The following is a 17670-nucleotide window of genomic DNA, read 5'->3' on the forward strand; positions in this document are numbered from 1 at the left end:
TTGTGTATTGTGGTGATGCGAGATGGCACTGGTTTTATATTCTAAACCTTTGGCTCTCATACATGACGCACAGTGACGTTTTTCGGCTTCAGAGGCATCGGTGCGCTGTGCGCCAGTTCATCTTTCAAGAATGAAAGACGAACCAGAAAATTCTTTTGGTTTGGCTGAGTCGCACGCTGTCCAGAACCAGCTTTTACGGGCGTCCTGCCCGGAAAAGCTTAATCATTCTTCCTTGAATGATTTTCTTGGTTTAGGGATCTATTGGGATTAGATTAAAATGCCAAGTGTTGGGAAGATAGTGAAACATTAACGATTGACGTCATACTCGTTTATGTGGACTTCCTATTTGCAACAACAAATTTTGCTTTATGATATTTGCTTGTTATACGTTTTTGTTCAGATACTCTCTAACCCCCCTATCAGCTTCCTCAGATATACCTTGAGAAAACTGCTTCGGTTCTACAGTACCGTTACAATCTCTAGCTGCATTGAATGCCCTAATTATTCTCTCTAGTGCAGGTTTAACTGATTCTGCTCTAGGTTGTAAAACTAGGACCAGATTGTCATTATTGGAGATAGCAACTTCAATATGCGCATTCATATCCGCACTAGCTGAGAGGCGATATTTAGTACGAGTGAAGTAACCTTTGTCACGATATTGAAGAAACTCGGCTAACTCCATATTTAGTTGCTCTTGCCTTTCATAGCCAATAGCTTCGAGGAGCAATTCAATATTGTCATCTAAAGGCAGTTCTACTTGTATCATTATTACCTCAAACGTAGCCGCGTTAAGTGGTGAACAACGCGACCACCAAACTTAACCCATTGTGCCGTAAATACTAAAGCCCATTTTAACTAAAAATGCCAAGCGTCGTGAATCACTCTTAAGCAACTTGTTAGATTTCTATACGTTGTAGCCTACATTTCGCATTTCTAGCTTCAGCTGTTCTTGCCACCCAAGACTTGCATCCATACCAACATAAACTACACCGCTGATATCATTTGGTGTTTCTATGTCCCCCTTTACAACTGCACAGACACGTCGGCGGCCTAACTTACCAATAAGGTATCCATGTTCGAAAACAACATTTTGGCGCGCGCGGTATCGACGACTTAATGCCCCCACTTTAGCGCCTGTATCACAAGGAGTATAAAGTACAATACCGAAGCCAACATTTGAGTAATACTCGATTTTTTCAATGATTGTCATTCCAGAACTAGCTTGCATATGTAAAATTATTGGTTGCAAACCTAAACTACTAATGAAATTTGCAACATCTAGTTTTGCGATATCATCATGTCCATGAACTATGAAAACTTGTGAAGTGTTAAATCCTTTATCATCGTGGCTATCTGGTTTCAATACAGGCGGAGGCGGCATTCTTCGCTGGATAGCAGCGTTTACTTGGGCTTGATTCAGATAACCATACCTCATGAGAATTTCAAAAATTGGCTCATCCTTAACTGCCCAGTGTGTACGCGACAATTCGAAGCGCCCTAGGTCAATATCAACGCGCATCGCTTCAATTGCACCAACAGGAAGGCTAGGTAAAATCGGATCGAACTCATAATTGAGTACAACAGAATTATTTCTCACCCTAATTCCAGTAATGTAACCAATCCTAGACTCCACCGACTCGTTCTCGGTAACAAATAAAGTGGGAAAACTTTTTAACTCTTCAATTGCATTCTGATCGAAGAACTTGTATCGCTCACTGATTTCATCAGCCGTATATTCAACTATCGCTCTACTACGATCACATTGATAAGGAGTGAGATCCCAAGTATCAGGGCCATAGGAAATAATTAAGTTAAACAATATACAATCTCCATTTATATGGGCTCAAATGAAATCTAACGCCTTACTAAGCGGACTAAAATTGTGGGTTATAATGTGTAGCGAAACGTAACCCACTGTTTTAGTTACATTTAAGAAACTTGTTAGCCAGCCGGGATTGAAAAAACATCACTAAAACAGGTTGTTATTTTTAGCATATCTAAAATAAACAAAATTTCAAAAAACATCATGCTTGTTGGTATTACATAAGAGGCCAAATACATTGAATATGATTTAATGTATATAAATAATCTTTTTACTCCGGTGATATCAAAGTCACTGGGTGTATCCAAAACTGCGAATAGGTGATCAACCCTAGTATGGTTTTCTGGCTCAGATGAAATGACATGATATATTTCATGATACTCTTCTAGGTTAAGGCTCACCCCACTATCTTTGGATTCAGATATTTCATTCCGAAGTTTGCGGATTAACTTTTTAATACTGATACCGCAATTATCTAAAGATTGAGCCCGCAAATCATACTTAGCGGTTGCATTGACAACTGAATAAACAAGTACTGCAACCGCTAAAAAAATCTGTAACATACTCAACACTTGAGTGCTATACGGAATGGGAAGCCCCGAGTTTTGATACAAAGGGATAAATATTAAACCTAGCGATAAAATCGTAGTAGTTAAGAAAGAATATTTGCTTGCCCTCATTAACCTCACTGAAGCATTAAATCTACATTTTGCAGTTATCCTCATGCTATTTAATAATTTTTTTGCGGGATCATCTTCGTCTTTTTCCTCTGGCTGTGTAGAAAAAAACCATTTAAAGGACGTCGTTATAAATTTAGTTATGAAATTACTCACTTTTCTACATATCCAGTTTTTAGTTTTGACATATTTACGTAATATACCTAATTTCATCAAATTGCTCATGAAAGTTGATTGCTAGCTAACGCCGCGCTCTGCAACAAATTTGGAGCACAGCGGAAAATTTGTCCGACAGCAGCCCCTTGTTAAAGCAGCCTTCTCTGACGTCCGCTCTCTTCGTCGCAAACCTCTTCTTCACTTACATCAATGTGCTCAATCCTGAGAAGGCCGTTTTTAATTGCCGGCTGAAAATATTCTATAAATCGGTCGTACATGTTTAGCCGATCATCGCTCTCATACCACTTCGTTTCCACAAGCAAAAGCAAAAGCTCTGCTTTAGTACTTTTAGCTTCTCTATACAGGTTGATTTTTGAAAGCATTATATAAAGTCGGTCGAAGAACATGGATGTATTCATATCCTTGTGTCGAGCTTCCACAAAAACCTCAGATTCCCCCTGCTTCAGGTAACCATCAAAAACTATTCTCCGGTCCATAATGGGATCTATTGCATGAAATGCGGAAGAGAACTCAACACGCTCTACAAATTGTGATTCTGATACAGGTAACTTTGATACAAACTTCTTTAATCCTGCATCTACAGCATATCGACGCAAGCGGCTCCGGGATCGAGCCTGTTCCTGAGAACGGTTTTCGACAATCGAAGTCTGCGCATCAGACTTCGTTGGCTCTTCTTCCGGCTCAGAATCATCTTCTCCATCGGCTTCTGCTTTTACCACCCCTAAGAGTTTAAGCCATGCTTCCGGTGGCGTATTAAAAGTATTGTTTACCTGCGACTGTTGAACATTGGAGACTATTTTGAAAAGTTCTTGTCTAAGCTCTTTGTTTTCATTTTTAACTGTTGAGTTTTCTTCCTGTTTCTTTTCGATTTCCCGACTTAAACTTAGAATTTTCCCTAAACTAAGTTTATTAAATGATTCAGACAACGCTAGAATAACTACAATTGAAATGAGCGTAATTATTCCTGCTGTAATTTGATGCTTAGGCTCGGCCAAGAAAAAGCTTGTATAGGCCATCCCCAGGATTGATAGCCCCAAAACAACTATCAATGTCCTTACATAATAATTCGGCTTCAAATCCAACGTTTACTCCTAACTCTAAATTGACCTTAGCTCTAACAGTTTATTATACAGAACCACTCTACAGGAATATTTCTGTATAACTTACTGCCACTCGATAAAATTTTTGTCCTAATCGCATGAAAATACAGACAAAATGCCAGTAAAAAATATCATTACAACAGAAATCACAGCATTGTGCTGTCTAATCTGCGCACGAATGATTCACCAGTGCTACCACCATTCGGAACATCTCGGATAAGTGCCATGTGTTCTCGAATAAGCATCGAAACACCGTACATAGCATTGAATAAGTTGCAGAAAATCGCCAGAAAAAATTGACATAAACATGACATTTTTTGATATGGATAAGATTTGTACAAAATTGCAGCGTTTTAACAATCAGTGGAAATTGTGATGCAGTGATTTGATGCGCGATATGTTCCTGAGTTCAGTGACTCATTTAGCTTCAAAAAATGTTTCTCTCAATTCAAATCAAGCACCAAACCAAGAAACCCATTCTCCCGTGAATGATTTTCTTGGTTTAGGGATCTATTGGGATTGGATTAAAATGCTAAGTGTTGGGAAGATAGTGAAACATTAACGATTGACGTCATACTCGTTTATTACCCATCTTGAACCCCAACCATTGAAAAGTGGTGACTCGCGATATTGAAACCTTCGCGTAAATAGAATTTATGTGCGGGAAAACGCTGAACACCAGAATCCAGATGAATTTGCTCACAGCCAATTTTTAAGGCGTACGTTTTAAACCAATCAATTATGAATTTGCCAACGCCACACGAACGAAATTGAGAGTTAGTCACCAAATCTTCAATGTAAATGTGCTTACCCCAAGCTAGCTTCTCACCGACACTAAATCCTGCTACGGCCAGTACACCTTCTGATGATTTAACATAAACGACTTTGTAACCATTCAATTGCTGTTTGTCGATCTGACGAGATAAAGTATCTACATTGTAATTTGGGCGAAGTTGTAACATTACCTCTAGGGCTGACTCATAATCAGAATTTTTCTCTAAAAATCGAACTTCCATGTTTTCTCCATTTTGACGGCATAGCTTCTTGTTATGTAAATTTCCACCGGACTGCCTTTGCTTCATATTCTTTTATAAAGCTATTTTTGTAATCAATATAAACATCTATGTCATTGTTACAAATTTCTGCACCCGCCTTTTTTATTTCTCCGTACTTAAACGCAATATTTGGGAACGCTCTTAAATAATCTCGAAATGCGAGATGTCTTTTAACTTCTGGCGAATCTGCTAAAAATGCATGAACTTGATGAGTTCGTTGTATTCCGCCTTTTTGGAAATAACGGCGACCTTTGATACCAAACTCTCCCTTCACCAAATATCCCAGAGAAGCCATATTTTCTGATTCATCATCTAATGTATCAAGGCTTGTTACTTCCAAAAGGATATCGATAATTGGTTTAGCACATAATCCTTTAACCGATGTACTGCCTATGTGATGTATTGCATGAATATTAGCGGCAGTTAGAACAGAACTAATTAGATCTTTTTCTCTAGCAAAATCGACAACCCACTGCGGCTGATAATCAATGACTTCAATAATCCTTTGACTCATAACTTCCTATTTACCTAACGCTGAGCGAAGCCGCGCATTCACTTAACTAACAACAAAACAAAACTTAAAAACGCATGTGCCGAACATTTATGCGTCTGCTTGAGCGTCTTGTATCCTCTGATGGCTAATGCTAGCAACAGCAGCAAACTAAAGCCTAAGCGATCAGTTTGTCTGATGGTTGCTTTTGTTACGTTTGTGAGCTAGTACGATTAGCTTCTGTTTGCGGATCTGCTACTAGCCAGTTATTCATGGCGTTTGCTTCTATTAATTCTTTTATCACCAACTCACCATAATAGCCCTGACTTACAAATGGATCTGATTGAACAGTTTCCTTAGCTGCCTCTAAACTATCTGACATTATTACTTGAATTGCTGAATCATTGTCCGAAAACGGACCGCATAGCACCAAAACTCCTGACTTCTCTTGGGCCTTAAGATAGCTTACATGCTTACGTAAAAGTTCATCGCTGAATAACTGTCTATTTTTCTTAGACAAAATTGCCACATACTTATTCATATACTTCCTTTTCCTTTGAACATAGACATAATGACTCCCCACGAGGCTAGCCTCCAATTCCGTGGATTAGTGTAAAACCAGAGCCATAATTAGTGTGTCAACAACTAAATCATGGAAGCTAGCATGATTGAACATAGCATAGTTTTTATAGGGCTGGACACTCATAAGATGATCTAGCATAAACGACTTTGTAACCATTCAATTGCTGTTTGTCGATCTGACTAGATAAAGTATCTACGTTGTAATTTGGGCGAAGTTGTAACATTACCTCTAGGGCTGACTCATAATCAGAATTTTTCTCTAAAAATCGAACTTCCATGTTTTCCCATTTTGACGGCATAGCTTCTTGTTAACACAGCTACTCGTTATGGGCTCTAAAAATAGAATCGGCAAGTCTTGTACCTGTAGATACCAATTTTGACAGAACTCGAAGCTGCTCTTTACAGGAAATTTTTTCAGTTGGATGTGGGTAATTTATAGTATGATCAATTTCCCCCCATATTTCTTCAAATAAAGTCCTAACCTGTATTTCACAACAAATATTTGAAGCTTCTTTAGGCATTACAACGTAATGGATACTAGTGTAATAAGAATCTTTAATTTTTGGTACAAGCCCTAATTTTTTGAAGTAGCTGCTAGATTCAGGGTCCCACGAATAAGCGATGGGATTTTCACGTAAGAACCAATCGCCGTTATCAACTTGCTTCATTATCAATGTATGTATATACGAGAATTGATCTTGATATAGGTGCAATACCCTAACACCTGCCAAGTCTGTTACTCGTTCGAATAAATTGTCAGGGGTCAGCGGATCTTCATCATCCCATTTTCTTTCTATTTTATCTTTTAGGTGATCAACATCTTTAAGTCGATTTTTTATAGTATGAATAATTGGGTTTCCGTATTTATTCAAATCAGGTTCTAGCTCAAAAGTATCCACTACTCCATTCATAAATCGTTTAAATAGGTGCTTTTCATCTATGTAAGGCTGCACAATTCTGTTAACTAAATCCTTGTTCATCAATCACCCCAATAAATCAATACGCGACAAGAGGTCATCGCAAAAAATAAAATAGCTTTCTTTGGTTTCTCGATATTTATTTCCTGAACCTCTTAAAGTGTTTATATGTTCCTTTTCCAAGTTTGGTAAATCTGGAACTTTCCACATTGGTTGGTTATAATGCTGAGCCATTGAAGGAAAGGTATTATGGGTATGCATTACCGATGTCTCTCCTATAGGTGCAGCTAACATTTCAGAAGTCAAATGAGATCTAATATCTTCTTGAATATTTTCTTCAATAGTTTGGGGAATTTGATTCGCATAATTTAGATGTGCATGAGCAAGATCCCATTTGTTTTTATATCCAGCATACCTTTTAGCGTTGTATATCGTGTATCCCAAAAATGTTACAAAGTTTTCTGGAAATACATGTCTTTTTTCATCAGAGATAAGCTTATATACAATATTGAATTCATCTTTCCATGATGAAAGTGCCTTACCAATATTCTTGATTCCATATAGACTGAACAAGTCCGGCGAAGCAGGAACAAAGAAACCATCAACGGTTGAAATAATTACTTTATTGAGCGAGCCTAAACTAGGTGATGTATCAATCACGACATAATCGTAATTATAAAGTTTTGAGTATTTTTCAGCTAACGTTCTAATTTTTGTAATCGTTCTTATGGCCAAAGGCTCGCCTCTATAGATGTCGGTCCAGCGGCTTGCAACCTTTTCCTCATATAAGTGTAAAGTCAATCTACCTGGGATAATATCTAAGTTCTTAGTTAGGCTTGCTGGTGGAGGTAGTCTATCAAGTTCGCCGGTACCTTCTTCTGTCGGCTTTAACAAGAAATGTAAGCTTCTTGGATTCGATAAAACCTTTTCATATTCGTCTTGACTACATTTCTTTTTGGACGATTCATACCCTTCATCAATAAACTTGTCTTCGGTAGCCCACAAATCATGAATGTATTCTTGGTTCAAGGAGTATATCGTCAGATTGCATTGCGGATCAGCATCGATGATGAGGACTTTTTTTCCCATTTCAGCCAGAGCTTGAGCAACGTGATAAGTCAGCGTAGTTTTTCCTACCCCTCCCTTATTATTAAATACCGAAATTATTTTCATTTAATTTCCTTGTGATTTGTTAAATCCGATTATCCAGTACCAATGACGTAATCATGCCTATGAGACTTTGTGCTAACGCCGCCAGCACGCGCGGCTTTGTAGTGAAGGCGGAAGACGCAACGAAAAAGACGTCGCAGTGTCTGTCCTTGTTAGTTTGATTACTGACTAAACCTAAAAACTGCTTTAAAGCCACACTGCACTCGCTTTTGAGTGACTTTATGTATCCCATTGAATAATTCATCAAACCGCTCTTTATGCTGAATGACAGATTCCATATTTTTCATATCGCTTTCAATAAAGTGAAATAGCTGATTATTGAGCGCGGAGCTTACTACGCTAATGTTATCCAATAACTTGTTCACGGCCTTATAGTCTTCAGAAAATCCATCTGCGAGGCTTACATTCCAAAATTCTAGTTCGCGGTGTGACTTATATAGCCTTCGTCGAGCTTGATACAAGTAATTCCAAACATTATTTAAATGCTCGATACGCTTTAGTGATACGTCTTTGTTCTCGACTGCTACTCCGGGAGCTGGGCATATGTGACTGTATTGGAACAGTAATTCATGTAAGTGCTCTTCGATTTCGTCTATTGAAGCGATGTACTTTTTAGCAGCCAAGTAGGCATCTTCTTTGCGCTTACTGCTTTGCCATTGAAAATAAGTGAAGAAACCGAAAGCAAAACCCAAGAAGGTTACAAGGAGCGTACCGACATCAGTCCACTTCACGTCCGAGAATATATTTTTATGTTCAGTGACGCCGATACAATATCCGATCACCAATAAACATAGCGCTACAAACAACCCAATTCCATATTTCATCATTTCTTAAACTCGAAGTGTTGCTGCTTAACTCAAACTAACGCTGCGCTTTGCGGCAAGTTTGGAGCGCAGCGGAAAACTTGTCCGACAACAGCGCCTTGTTATGCATTACCGCGTCCTGTCTTCAAGGCTATTTTCTACTTGACCTGGTGTGAATAGCCTTTTCGGTGTGTTCTCAAAAAAACGCATATTGTGTGTGGAGGCGCCTTGAGGTCTAATTCTTACCCACTGATCCTCTAATTCGTCTTTTGAGAACTCAACAGGAAAGTTAGGTTCAATGCTTGTCGAGTCAATGCACAAATCATCCGATTTAATTTCCTGTAGCTTATAACCATTTGAATATATGTGAATTGACTTAACTTTTTCTGCCAATGTTTTATTTAGAAATGGTAAAAACATTGCATCATCAAGATCTCTCAAGCTAATAACAGGGAAAAATCTTATAAAACTGCTTTTACTGTAACTTATCGGTAGAAATTCAACTTCTTCTCTCCCGATCGATGATCCTGAACCAACAGCTGACCATTTTTCATCTTTCTCGTCATCCGTTTCTTCGGAAGTAACTTCGGTTTCATCAAAGTCGATATGTTGCTCCCATTGCCCTGACCCAATTCCGTATTTAATTCCAGAGCACTGCTCGGTGAAGTCTGTCTCTTTATCAGCCCTCATTCTATTAGATTTGTCAGAGGCGCCAAACAAGACTGAAAGAATTTTATGCTTTGGCTCTTTGAGCGTTAGATAGCAAAAAGCTCGAAAGTGACCTATTTCATCTGCACTATACTTTTTGTCCAGTTCAAGAGAGACTGTTAAGCTGGTAATTGGATCATTTGACTCTTGCAAAAATAGAACTCTGTTAAGAGTTCCTTCCACCTTTTGAAAACCCGACGAGATAACTGATTGAATGTCATCCCCCCAACGAGAAAAGAAGCTAGCCTGTTCTTCCTCGGAGAGGGTAATATTTAGATATTGAAATCGAATGGAAAACCCATCTGGGCTATCTAGTGTAATTCTAATTCTTTCCCTATCTAATATATCGCAAAATATAACTCCCTTTTTTTTAGCCTTTTCGATTAGGGAGTCTTTTTCGCCAATTGTAAGATTGATATTCGTAAAGAAAATAAATGCGGTTAGATTCTTATCTGCACTAATTGCACTTTCCAGGTCATCTGAAAACTTTTTCTTTATGGTCTTCTTTTGCTCGTCAGAGTCATTGCCTTGATTAACGAAACCAACTGCACCAAATGCAGTCTGTTCATCTCTATAGACTGCTTGAATGTCACGCCCCCCATCTTGGCCACCTCTAGGGTGACGGGGCCTTACATCTGAGAATCTTTTATCAGTAGCAAGAACGGCTCGACACATTTGTTCTCTATGAAGCTGATTTGTGTCTAGATAGCTTTTGAGCCTTTCATCAGTTTGATACGACAATTTTGGATTCCTTTATTTTTGCATAACAGTTTATTATACAGAACTACTCTACAGGAATACTTCTGTATAACTTACTGACTCTCGATGAAATTCCTGTCCTAATCGCATGAAAATACAGACAAAATGCCAGTAAAAAATATCATTACATCAGAAACCATAGCATTGTGCTGTCTAATCTGCGCACGAATGATTTACCAGTGCTACCACCATTCGGAACATCTCGGATAAGTGCCATTTGTTCTCGAATAAGCATCAAAATACAGTACATAGCATTGAATAAGTTGCAGAAAATCGCCAGAAAAAATTGACATAAACATGACATTTTTTTGATATGGATAAGGTTTGTACAAAATTGCAGCGTTTTAACAATCAGTGGAAATTGTGATGCGGTGGTTTAGTGCGCGATAACGTTCCAAAGTTCAGTGACTCATTTAGCTTCAAAAAATGTTTCACCCAATTCAAATCAATCACTCAACCAAGAAAACCATTCATGGAAGAATGGTTAGGCTTTTCCGGGCAGGACGCCCGTAAAAGCTGGTTCTGGACAACGTGCGACGCCGTCAAACAAAAAGATTTTCTGGTTACGCTTGCATCTCGGCAAGAGTAACTGGCGCACAGAACACCAATGCCTCTGAAACCGAAAAACGAGATTGTGCGTCAAATTTGGGAGCCGGAGGCTAGGCAAATAAAACTTGTGATGTAGGTGTTTGGGACTCAATTACTTTCCTTGATCTCATTAACATCTCCGAAAGCGCCCCAGATACTTTTTCACGGCAGAAAAAGTATCCCAAAATGCCTAAGATTTGAGTTCAGCGTACATAATCAGGGGCGCTTTTATTCGCTCCTGCTCACGAAAAGCTTAAAATTCATCCATGAATTTTACCCTGAGTTCAGTAAATTCTCTTCCTATCTCTCTGCAAAGAAAATTAATGAAATCTGAATCATTAGGGAGAAAACCTCAGGACGAGGTTTTCAGGATTTTCCGGATAGGGACATCCGTAAAATCCGTGCCCGGACAGTACGAGACTCAGCCAAACAAAAAAGATTTTCTGGTTACTCTTGCATCTCGGCAAGAGTAACTGGCGCACAAGACACCAATGCCTCTGAAACCGAAAAACGAGATTGTGCGTCAAAATTCGATGCCAAAGGCTGGAATAAAATAGCAATGACTGCCCTCAGGCAGAATAAATCAATCGATCCGCGCCAAACAAACCCGTTCAACCAGCGCTTTTAACTGCAACACTCGCCCTTCGAGATAAGCCAGCTCTTCTACGGTGATTTCATAATGCTCTGAATAACGGGCTTCGATATAGGCCCGTTGCAGGCGTCGGAAGCTGCGACGGTGGAATTTATTGTCGAGGGGGAAAATCATCTTAAACTCTGGCTCGATTTGCGCGCACAATTTACTCAGCTTTTCGATATTGTGGGACTTGGGTAAGTAGTTGGTACATGTGAGTAATACACAGGCCAAAAAACGTTCTGTCGATTGATGAAGTTCAAAAGCAGCAATGGATAACTCTTCTTGATTTAAGTAGTGATGATAACCAGTGATAAAGGCATTCGCGCTTTTAAACCACTGCGCATAATGCTTGCGAGCAATTTCCCGTTTCTCAGACTCGGTTAAATCCCCCGGCTCGATCAGCGGTTTTGGTGTTGCAGCAAACAGTTCGATTCCTTCTTCACGGATATCCTTAAAAAAATAGTGTCCCTGCTGCAATCGTTCATTCACTTCCTGCAAATCATGAACAATCAAACCAAGCGGTGCGGATTTCACTTTGCGATCAATTTGCTCTTCCGCCCGCTGCCAGACCACATAATCTTCCACCAAAGCAGATTTATTCACGATCACCAGAATATCGTAATCGCTGATGTAACCATTAACCGGATCTCTGACCCAGTTCCCTTTGGCGTAACTACCGAACAGAATAATTTTCAGGATGCGAAACTCGCTTTTACTCCCCGTTTTACCTTCAAGATAGTCGTCCAGCGTATCGCGCAGAATGGTCGAGATCGTCGCAAGCTCTTGCTGTTTATATTCGGGCAGGTGATCGAGGGAGGTTTTCATAAAACGTGCTTCGCTTTGGTGGATAACATGGCTATAGCATAAAAGAAGCGTTCAGCAAAAAACACTGTTTATCATAGTATTAGCATTGCTGACGGATAAAATGCGACGCGGTTCGTTTTTATTTCTTTCCCCGATGATTGTCTCAGGCTTTGGCTTCGAGGTGTGACGCAAATTATAATATTGAAGGAAATCTAAAAACCGCCGAATGGCGGTTGTTTTGTCTATGTATGCCTGTAGTGCCGAGTCTGGTATGGCAACATGGCTCTGAGCATCAGCTTGAGATCACTTTTCAATCCCCACTTTCTCGCATATTTGTCAACTTTGCGGTCATGTGGCATGACCGTTGTTTTTCCTATGCGAAATTGACGTGACAAAAGATTCACAACATCAAGCAATTTCTTTTGCTCTTCTGGAGTAACGCAGTTATATCTCATTAATCTGTCGAGCAAATAATTAGCAGCCCTTGCAGATCTGGCGTCTAATTGGCTGACATCAGGTACAAAGTTTTCATGCCAAACAGCAAGCGCAACTGACTTAACATCTTCAGATGATGCCTCTTTAAAGTCTCGACTGACCAACCTATCAAATGCATGCTGCGCTTTCATGATAAAACCGGAATTAGATACTCTTTAATACTTGTGTAGCATAAGCGATATTGTAACGCAATCGGTCTGGCGTAGGGCTGTAATATAAAGCCTCACCAGCCCGCTTTGTAAAGGCTTCAATAGAAAAGACACTGTTTAGCATTGTTGACGGATAAAATGCGACGCAGTTCGTTTTTATTTCTTTCCCCGATGATCGTCTCAGGCTTTGGCTTCGAGGTGTAACGCATAATGCCTTTCTCTGGAATCTGAGACAGCGACGTCTTGTGCGCCCCAGTGCTTGATTTGAATAACGTGAAACATCACTCAATTGACCCGATAGACTCAGTGGAAAATAAAAGACCGAATCAATCCTTAAAGCATGGTAAGCCTTGCGAGGCTCTCCATTGTTTGACAATCTCAACAATGCGCTCGGGGGTTGCATCTGCCGGATCATCTGGATAGTAAATTAAGTCTGAACCATCTGGATGCTCTGTTAACTTACAAAACATCCTTACCATTTTTGTATGAGTTTCTTCATTTCCTGCTTTTACGGAAATGATATCCTGAACCAATTTCAGAAATTCAGTTTCCGTATATTCTTCAATGCCCATTGTATAATTTATCCCTTGTTTGAATGGATTCGAATATGATTTTTTGGTGTCGTAATTGTCATATTATCAACATCATACACCGAGCCACCATACTGAATTTCTTCAACGTGGTGAATTTCGTATTTCTCTCTACCACCGACTTGCTCTTTAAAACGAGGAAACGGAGCAAAACCGTTTTGAATCAGTTCTTGATTTCCTTCATTAAACTGTGATGAAAGAATTTCATCCTGACTTACAGCTTTCCAAAACGCTTTCCTAAACCCATCAAAACTACTGAACTCACGGCCTCTGAGCTGATCCGCAATTTGCGACGGCACCGGTACACCTAACTCTTTTCCGGCGGCTTCCAACCACAGACCGGTGATATCTTCACCGTTGCCGGTCACGACGCCCGACTCGTTGCGAACGCTTTCTTTGTAAACCACATACAACGGTGGTAACCCAGTCTCAGCCGGAAAGGTCAGAATATAGTCTTGCAGATCCGCATCAGCAATTGGCGTGATATAAGTGTTATCAAACTCTTGACCTTGCTCCGCTTCTGGATGGATCCAGATATCGAACTTTTCCATCTCCGGGATGGGGTTAACCAGAATCGGTTTGCCGCCGAAATCGCCGCTAATCGGCACCCACTCAATGGTGACATCTGGCTCTAACGCAATGACAAAGCGCTCACCGACCCGTTTGACCTCACGTTTGGGAATCATCGCGCCATTGACGTGATAGCCGTAAATCCGCCCTGCTGTATTGAAACCTAAGCGAATATTGGTTTCAACCCTGTCTTTATTGCGCATATCGACTGCACTGTAGAGCGTGCTGTCTGCGAATTTGTTCGGCACAAATGCGGCCAGCATTCCGGCTCGCCCGACGATTTTCATCGCCAGTTCCGGCAGTTCTGCCAATGCCGCACCGCCAATGCGCGTTAAAAAGGCTTCTCCAGATGTTGCACTTACCCCTTGCCCGACGGCAATTGTATAAGCCGCATAATCCCCCAGCGAAGAAAGTGACTCTCGCTGTGTACCGATGTCACATGAGCCTCTCGGCACCAGAGCGGATTTGGCGAAACGGGCGGGTTTGGCTGGCGGCTGGTTAAATGCGTTTTGCCATGCGGATGAAGGCAGTGGGATTGTATCCAGCTCTCGTAACCGCTCCTGACGTTGCTTGTGCAGACGCGCGGCTAAAGTGAGTTTCACTGGTTCGCGTTCGACATAAGGCTCGGTATAAACAGAAGCGTTGACGCTGCCAGAGTAAGATGAACCAATACCATGATTGACCAGCGCCACTCTGGCGGTATAAGCCTTGTAGGCCAACAAGTCGAGCTGAGGCTCAACCTCGGGATTGACCCGCCAGTATGAATTGCCCCATTCATCTTTATCCCGAATGAGTAACGGAATCGATGGTACATCCGTCAGTAATACCTGATGGCCGCTGCGAAGCTGTTCGAGAAAATCAGCAAAGCGCATTCCTTCAGGCATCACGGATTTGATAGCCGATTCGCGCAGGGATGAAAAATCCCCTTCAACTTGAGCAAATTCATGCCTCATTAGGTTGTAGATTTGAGTGATTTGATCGTTCATTAACGTTGTTGGTTAAGCCGTGATTGTTTTATCGATGGATGCTTATTGATAATTTTATATTCATATGAATCAATAATTATACTCAAAAGAGTTTATGAGTCATGTTTAAATTTGAGAGAAAGGTTATTTTTGGAATAGGAGTAACAGGGAGGCTCGCTTGAGATGATTAAATTGTGGTTTGGTGCGCAATCACATTCATTGATTTCATTAGCATTTTCGGATGCGCCCCAGTTCCTTTTGATAGATGTCAAAAGGAACCAAAAGCATCTTTTTTGGTTCAGTGCGCGTTATCAGGGTCGGATTGATTCGCATCCTGCTCAAGCAATCCTGAAAAATCGTCCATGATTTTTCACCCTGAGTTCAGTGACCAAATTGACTGTTTAAAAATGTTTCACCGCACGCAAATCAACCAACCAACCAAGAAAACCATTCATGGAAGAATGATTAAGCTTTTCCGAGCAGGACGCCCGTAAAAGCTGGTTCTGGACAACATGCTACGCCGTCAAACAAAAAAGATCTTCTGGTTACTCTTGCATCTTGGCAAGAGTAACTGGCGCACAGAGCACCGATGCCTCTGAAATCGAAAAACAAGATTGTGCGTCAAATTTGGGAGCCGGAGGCTAGGCAAATAAAACTTGTGATGTAGGTATTTGGGACGCAATCATATTCATTGATTTCATTAGCATTTTCGAACGCGCCCCAGTTCCTTTTGATAGATGTCAAAAGGAACCAAAAGCATCTTTTTGGGTTCAGTGCGCGTAATCAGGGTCGGATTGATTCGCATCCTGCTCAAGCAATCCTGAAAAATCGTCCATGATTTTTCACCCTGAGTTCAGTGACCAAATTGACTGTTTAAAAATGTTTCACCGCACGCAAATCAACCACTCAACCAAGAAAATCATTCATGGAAGAATGATTAAGCTTTTCCGGGCAGGACGCCCGTAAAAGCTGGTTCTGGAAAGCGCACGACCAAGCCAAACAAAAAAAGATTTTCTGGTTACTCTTGCATCTCGGCAAGAGTAACTGGCGCACAGAGCTCAGAAGCCTCTGAAACCGAAAAACAAGATTGTGCGTCAAATTTCAGAGCCAAAGGCTAGGAGGAGGGAATATTAAAAGCAGATTCTGGACAACGTGCGACGCTGTCAAACAAAAAAAGATCTTCTGGTTACTCTTGCATCTTGGCAAGAGTAACTGGCGCACAGAGCTCAGAAGCCTCTGAAATCGAAAAACAAGATTGTGCGTCAAAACTCGGTGCCGGAGGGTAGCAGGAAAGGTTGAAAATAGAGTTCCAGTGATGACACGATGACTCATGATATGGCGACAACCCGAACTTTCATCATATGGGTGTCGCCACTACTACTTATAATGCACCGAAGCTTATAATGTACCAAAGCCTATAGAGCCATTGCAGTGAAGCCACTCTGAAAATGAGCCACCACCACAAGTACCATTGCCCCATACGCCAGTGTTATCGTATTGATCTTCAGCTTGGCGAACAGCACCATTGACGACAATGTAATCAACCTGAACATCGCGATTGCCGCCATCATTGGTAAAGCCAACACGAATTTCACCCGTCGCATTCGTCTTTACAGTATAGTCGGCCATATAATTTTTCGCGGTCCAGTTTTTGACTGTGGTCCCGCCGACTTGCAGGTTAACGCTTTCATCGCCAACAACGCCACTTAACCGAACAACGATCGTGTTACTTCCAGTGCCATCATCAGCACCAGTATCCACTAACTGCAACATTTTGGTTGCATAGCGCTTACCCATTTCACGTGCGCCCGCAGAATCAAAATGATATTGATCGTGAATATTCAAACCCGCGGCACTGACAACATGCGCGTTGGAAATCAGTGACGGTAATTGCGCGATTAAACGGTTATGGCTAGAGCAACATGCCGGATAAGGCAGTTCACCCGCAATGAAAGGCACATTACCAATCCCCAAATCGTTACGGATATCTGTCACTAACTGCTTAACACGCCCAGGCCAAGCCGGATCACCTGTATTACTTTCACCTTGATGAAAAATAATACCTTTGATGACGCCTCTCTGCTGCGCTTTACGTGCCAGATCCATTAGCCATTGATAACCACCATAAAGGTTGTTCGGTGTCGAACCAAAAGTAGGTTTACATGCGTTAAAATCACGACAATTTTTCAGAAAATATTCGATTTTTTGACCGCCATGTGCAGCACCGACTAAACCAATCGTGACCTTGCTGTCAGAATTGTTCGCCATGATTTTGCCAAAATTATCGCCAGGCCCTAAAGCACCGGAACAACGGACGAGAGGTGGTGATGCGACACGCCACTGACCGTAATATCCGATGCCCCCACATGACTCGTCTTGTAATACCATGACTCTGGGATTCGTGATACGGTCTTGAGGTTCAACAGGTGATGCACCTTCCATATTTGATTGCCCGACCATCAAGTAAATATGAAAGTTGGGATCAGGTGCAGCCATAGCCGACATCGACATCAAAGCAGTCAGCGCAATTAAGCTATATATATGCTTTATATATTTCATAATCATCATCTTAATTTTGTGTTGTAAGATTGAATGTGGCAGTTCAAACCATCCAC

The 17670-nt window shown here is 40.9% G+C and carries 16 protein-coding genes and 1 pseudogene; all 17 read right to left on the bottom strand.

Features of this window, described 5'->3' with window-relative positions; translation table 11 throughout:
* Positions 1 to 382: 382 nt before the first annotated feature.
* Positions 383 to 766 (bottom strand): hypothetical protein, encoded by a 384-nt coding sequence (locus BSQ33_RS20000; RefSeq protein WP_088135089.1) that lies wholly within the window; start codon positions 764 to 766, stop codon positions 383 to 385.
* A gap of 138 nt (positions 767 to 904) precedes the next feature.
* Complete coding sequence (locus tag BSQ33_RS20005; protein ID WP_088135090.1) at positions 905 to 1819, bottom strand: TIR domain-containing protein; 915 nt, start codon at positions 1817 to 1819, stop codon at positions 905 to 907.
* A gap of 122 nt (positions 1820 to 1941) precedes the next feature.
* Entirely contained in the window at positions 1942 to 2712 is a 771-nt protein-coding gene (locus BSQ33_RS20010) for an SLATT domain-containing protein (protein WP_157721463.1), read from the bottom strand.
* Positions 2713 to 2804: 92 nt separating this feature from the next.
* Positions 2805 to 3758 carry a hypothetical protein gene (locus tag BSQ33_RS20015; RefSeq protein ID WP_088135091.1) on the bottom strand — a complete coding sequence of 318 codons (954 nt, stop codon included), beginning with the start codon at positions 3756 to 3758 and terminating at the stop codon, positions 2805 to 2807.
* A gap of 602 nt (positions 3759 to 4360) precedes the next feature.
* Positions 4361 to 4792 carry a GNAT family N-acetyltransferase gene (locus tag BSQ33_RS20020; protein WP_088135092.1) on the bottom strand — a complete coding sequence of 144 codons (432 nt, stop codon included), beginning with the start codon at positions 4790 to 4792 and terminating at the stop codon, positions 4361 to 4363.
* Positions 4793 to 4823: 31 nt separating this feature from the next.
* Positions 4824 to 5345, bottom strand: coding sequence for a GrpB family protein (locus BSQ33_RS20025; RefSeq protein ID WP_088135093.1), 522 nt, complete (start codon positions 5343 to 5345; stop codon positions 4824 to 4826).
* A gap of 187 nt (positions 5346 to 5532) precedes the next feature.
* The gene (locus tag BSQ33_RS20030) at positions 5533 to 5862 is read right to left on the bottom strand and encodes a YciI family protein (RefSeq protein WP_088135094.1); all 330 of its coding nucleotides are present in this window, start codon (positions 5860 to 5862) and stop codon (positions 5533 to 5535) included.
* Between the two features lie 169 nt (positions 5863 to 6031).
* Positions 6032 to 6181, bottom strand: a pseudogene (locus BSQ33_RS22190) (GNAT family N-acetyltransferase); the annotation flags it as partial.
* Positions 6182 to 6220: 39 nt separating this feature from the next.
* The gene (locus BSQ33_RS20040) at positions 6221 to 6883 is read right to left on the bottom strand and encodes a RelA/SpoT domain-containing protein (RefSeq protein ID WP_198298203.1); all 663 of its coding nucleotides are present in this window, start codon (positions 6881 to 6883) and stop codon (positions 6221 to 6223) included.
* Positions 6884 to 6886: 3 nt separating this feature from the next.
* Complete coding sequence (locus tag BSQ33_RS20045) at positions 6887 to 7993, bottom strand: ParA family protein (protein ID WP_088135096.1); 1107 nt, start codon at positions 7991 to 7993, stop codon at positions 6887 to 6889.
* A 158-nt stretch (positions 7994 to 8151) separates the two neighbouring features.
* The gene (locus BSQ33_RS20050) at positions 8152 to 8817 is read right to left on the bottom strand and encodes a hypothetical protein (RefSeq protein WP_088135097.1); all 666 of its coding nucleotides are present in this window, start codon (positions 8815 to 8817) and stop codon (positions 8152 to 8154) included.
* 105 nt (positions 8818 to 8922) lie between these two features.
* The gene (locus BSQ33_RS20055) at positions 8923 to 10242 is read right to left on the bottom strand and encodes a hypothetical protein (protein WP_088135098.1); all 1320 of its coding nucleotides are present in this window, start codon (positions 10240 to 10242) and stop codon (positions 8923 to 8925) included.
* Between the two features lie 1189 nt (positions 10243 to 11431).
* Positions 11432 to 12307 carry a HEPN domain-containing protein gene (locus tag BSQ33_RS20060; RefSeq protein WP_088135099.1) on the bottom strand — a complete coding sequence of 292 codons (876 nt, stop codon included), beginning with the start codon at positions 12305 to 12307 and terminating at the stop codon, positions 11432 to 11434.
* 221 nt (positions 12308 to 12528) lie between these two features.
* Positions 12529 to 12912, bottom strand: a complete 384-nt coding sequence (locus tag BSQ33_RS20065; protein WP_088135100.1) for a hypothetical protein — start codon at positions 12910 to 12912, stop codon at positions 12529 to 12531.
* Between the two features lie 344 nt (positions 12913 to 13256).
* Positions 13257 to 13502: a bacteriocin immunity protein gene (locus BSQ33_RS20070; protein WP_088135101.1), complete on the bottom strand. Its 246-nt coding sequence runs from the start codon at positions 13500 to 13502 to the stop codon at positions 13257 to 13259.
* 8 nt (positions 13503 to 13510) lie between these two features.
* Positions 13511 to 15076, bottom strand: coding sequence for an S-type pyocin domain-containing protein (locus BSQ33_RS20075; RefSeq protein WP_088135102.1), 1566 nt, complete (start codon positions 15074 to 15076; stop codon positions 13511 to 13513).
* A gap of 1377 nt (positions 15077 to 16453) precedes the next feature.
* Positions 16454 to 17614 carry a sialate O-acetylesterase gene (locus tag BSQ33_RS20085; protein WP_198298204.1) on the bottom strand — a complete coding sequence of 387 codons (1161 nt, stop codon included), beginning with the start codon at positions 17612 to 17614 and terminating at the stop codon, positions 16454 to 16456.
* Positions 17615 to 17670 lie beyond the last annotated feature (56 nt).

This window comes from Vibrio gazogenes (assembly GCF_002196515.1).
GTDB lineage: Bacteria > Pseudomonadota > Gammaproteobacteria > Enterobacterales > Vibrionaceae > Vibrio > Vibrio gazogenes_A.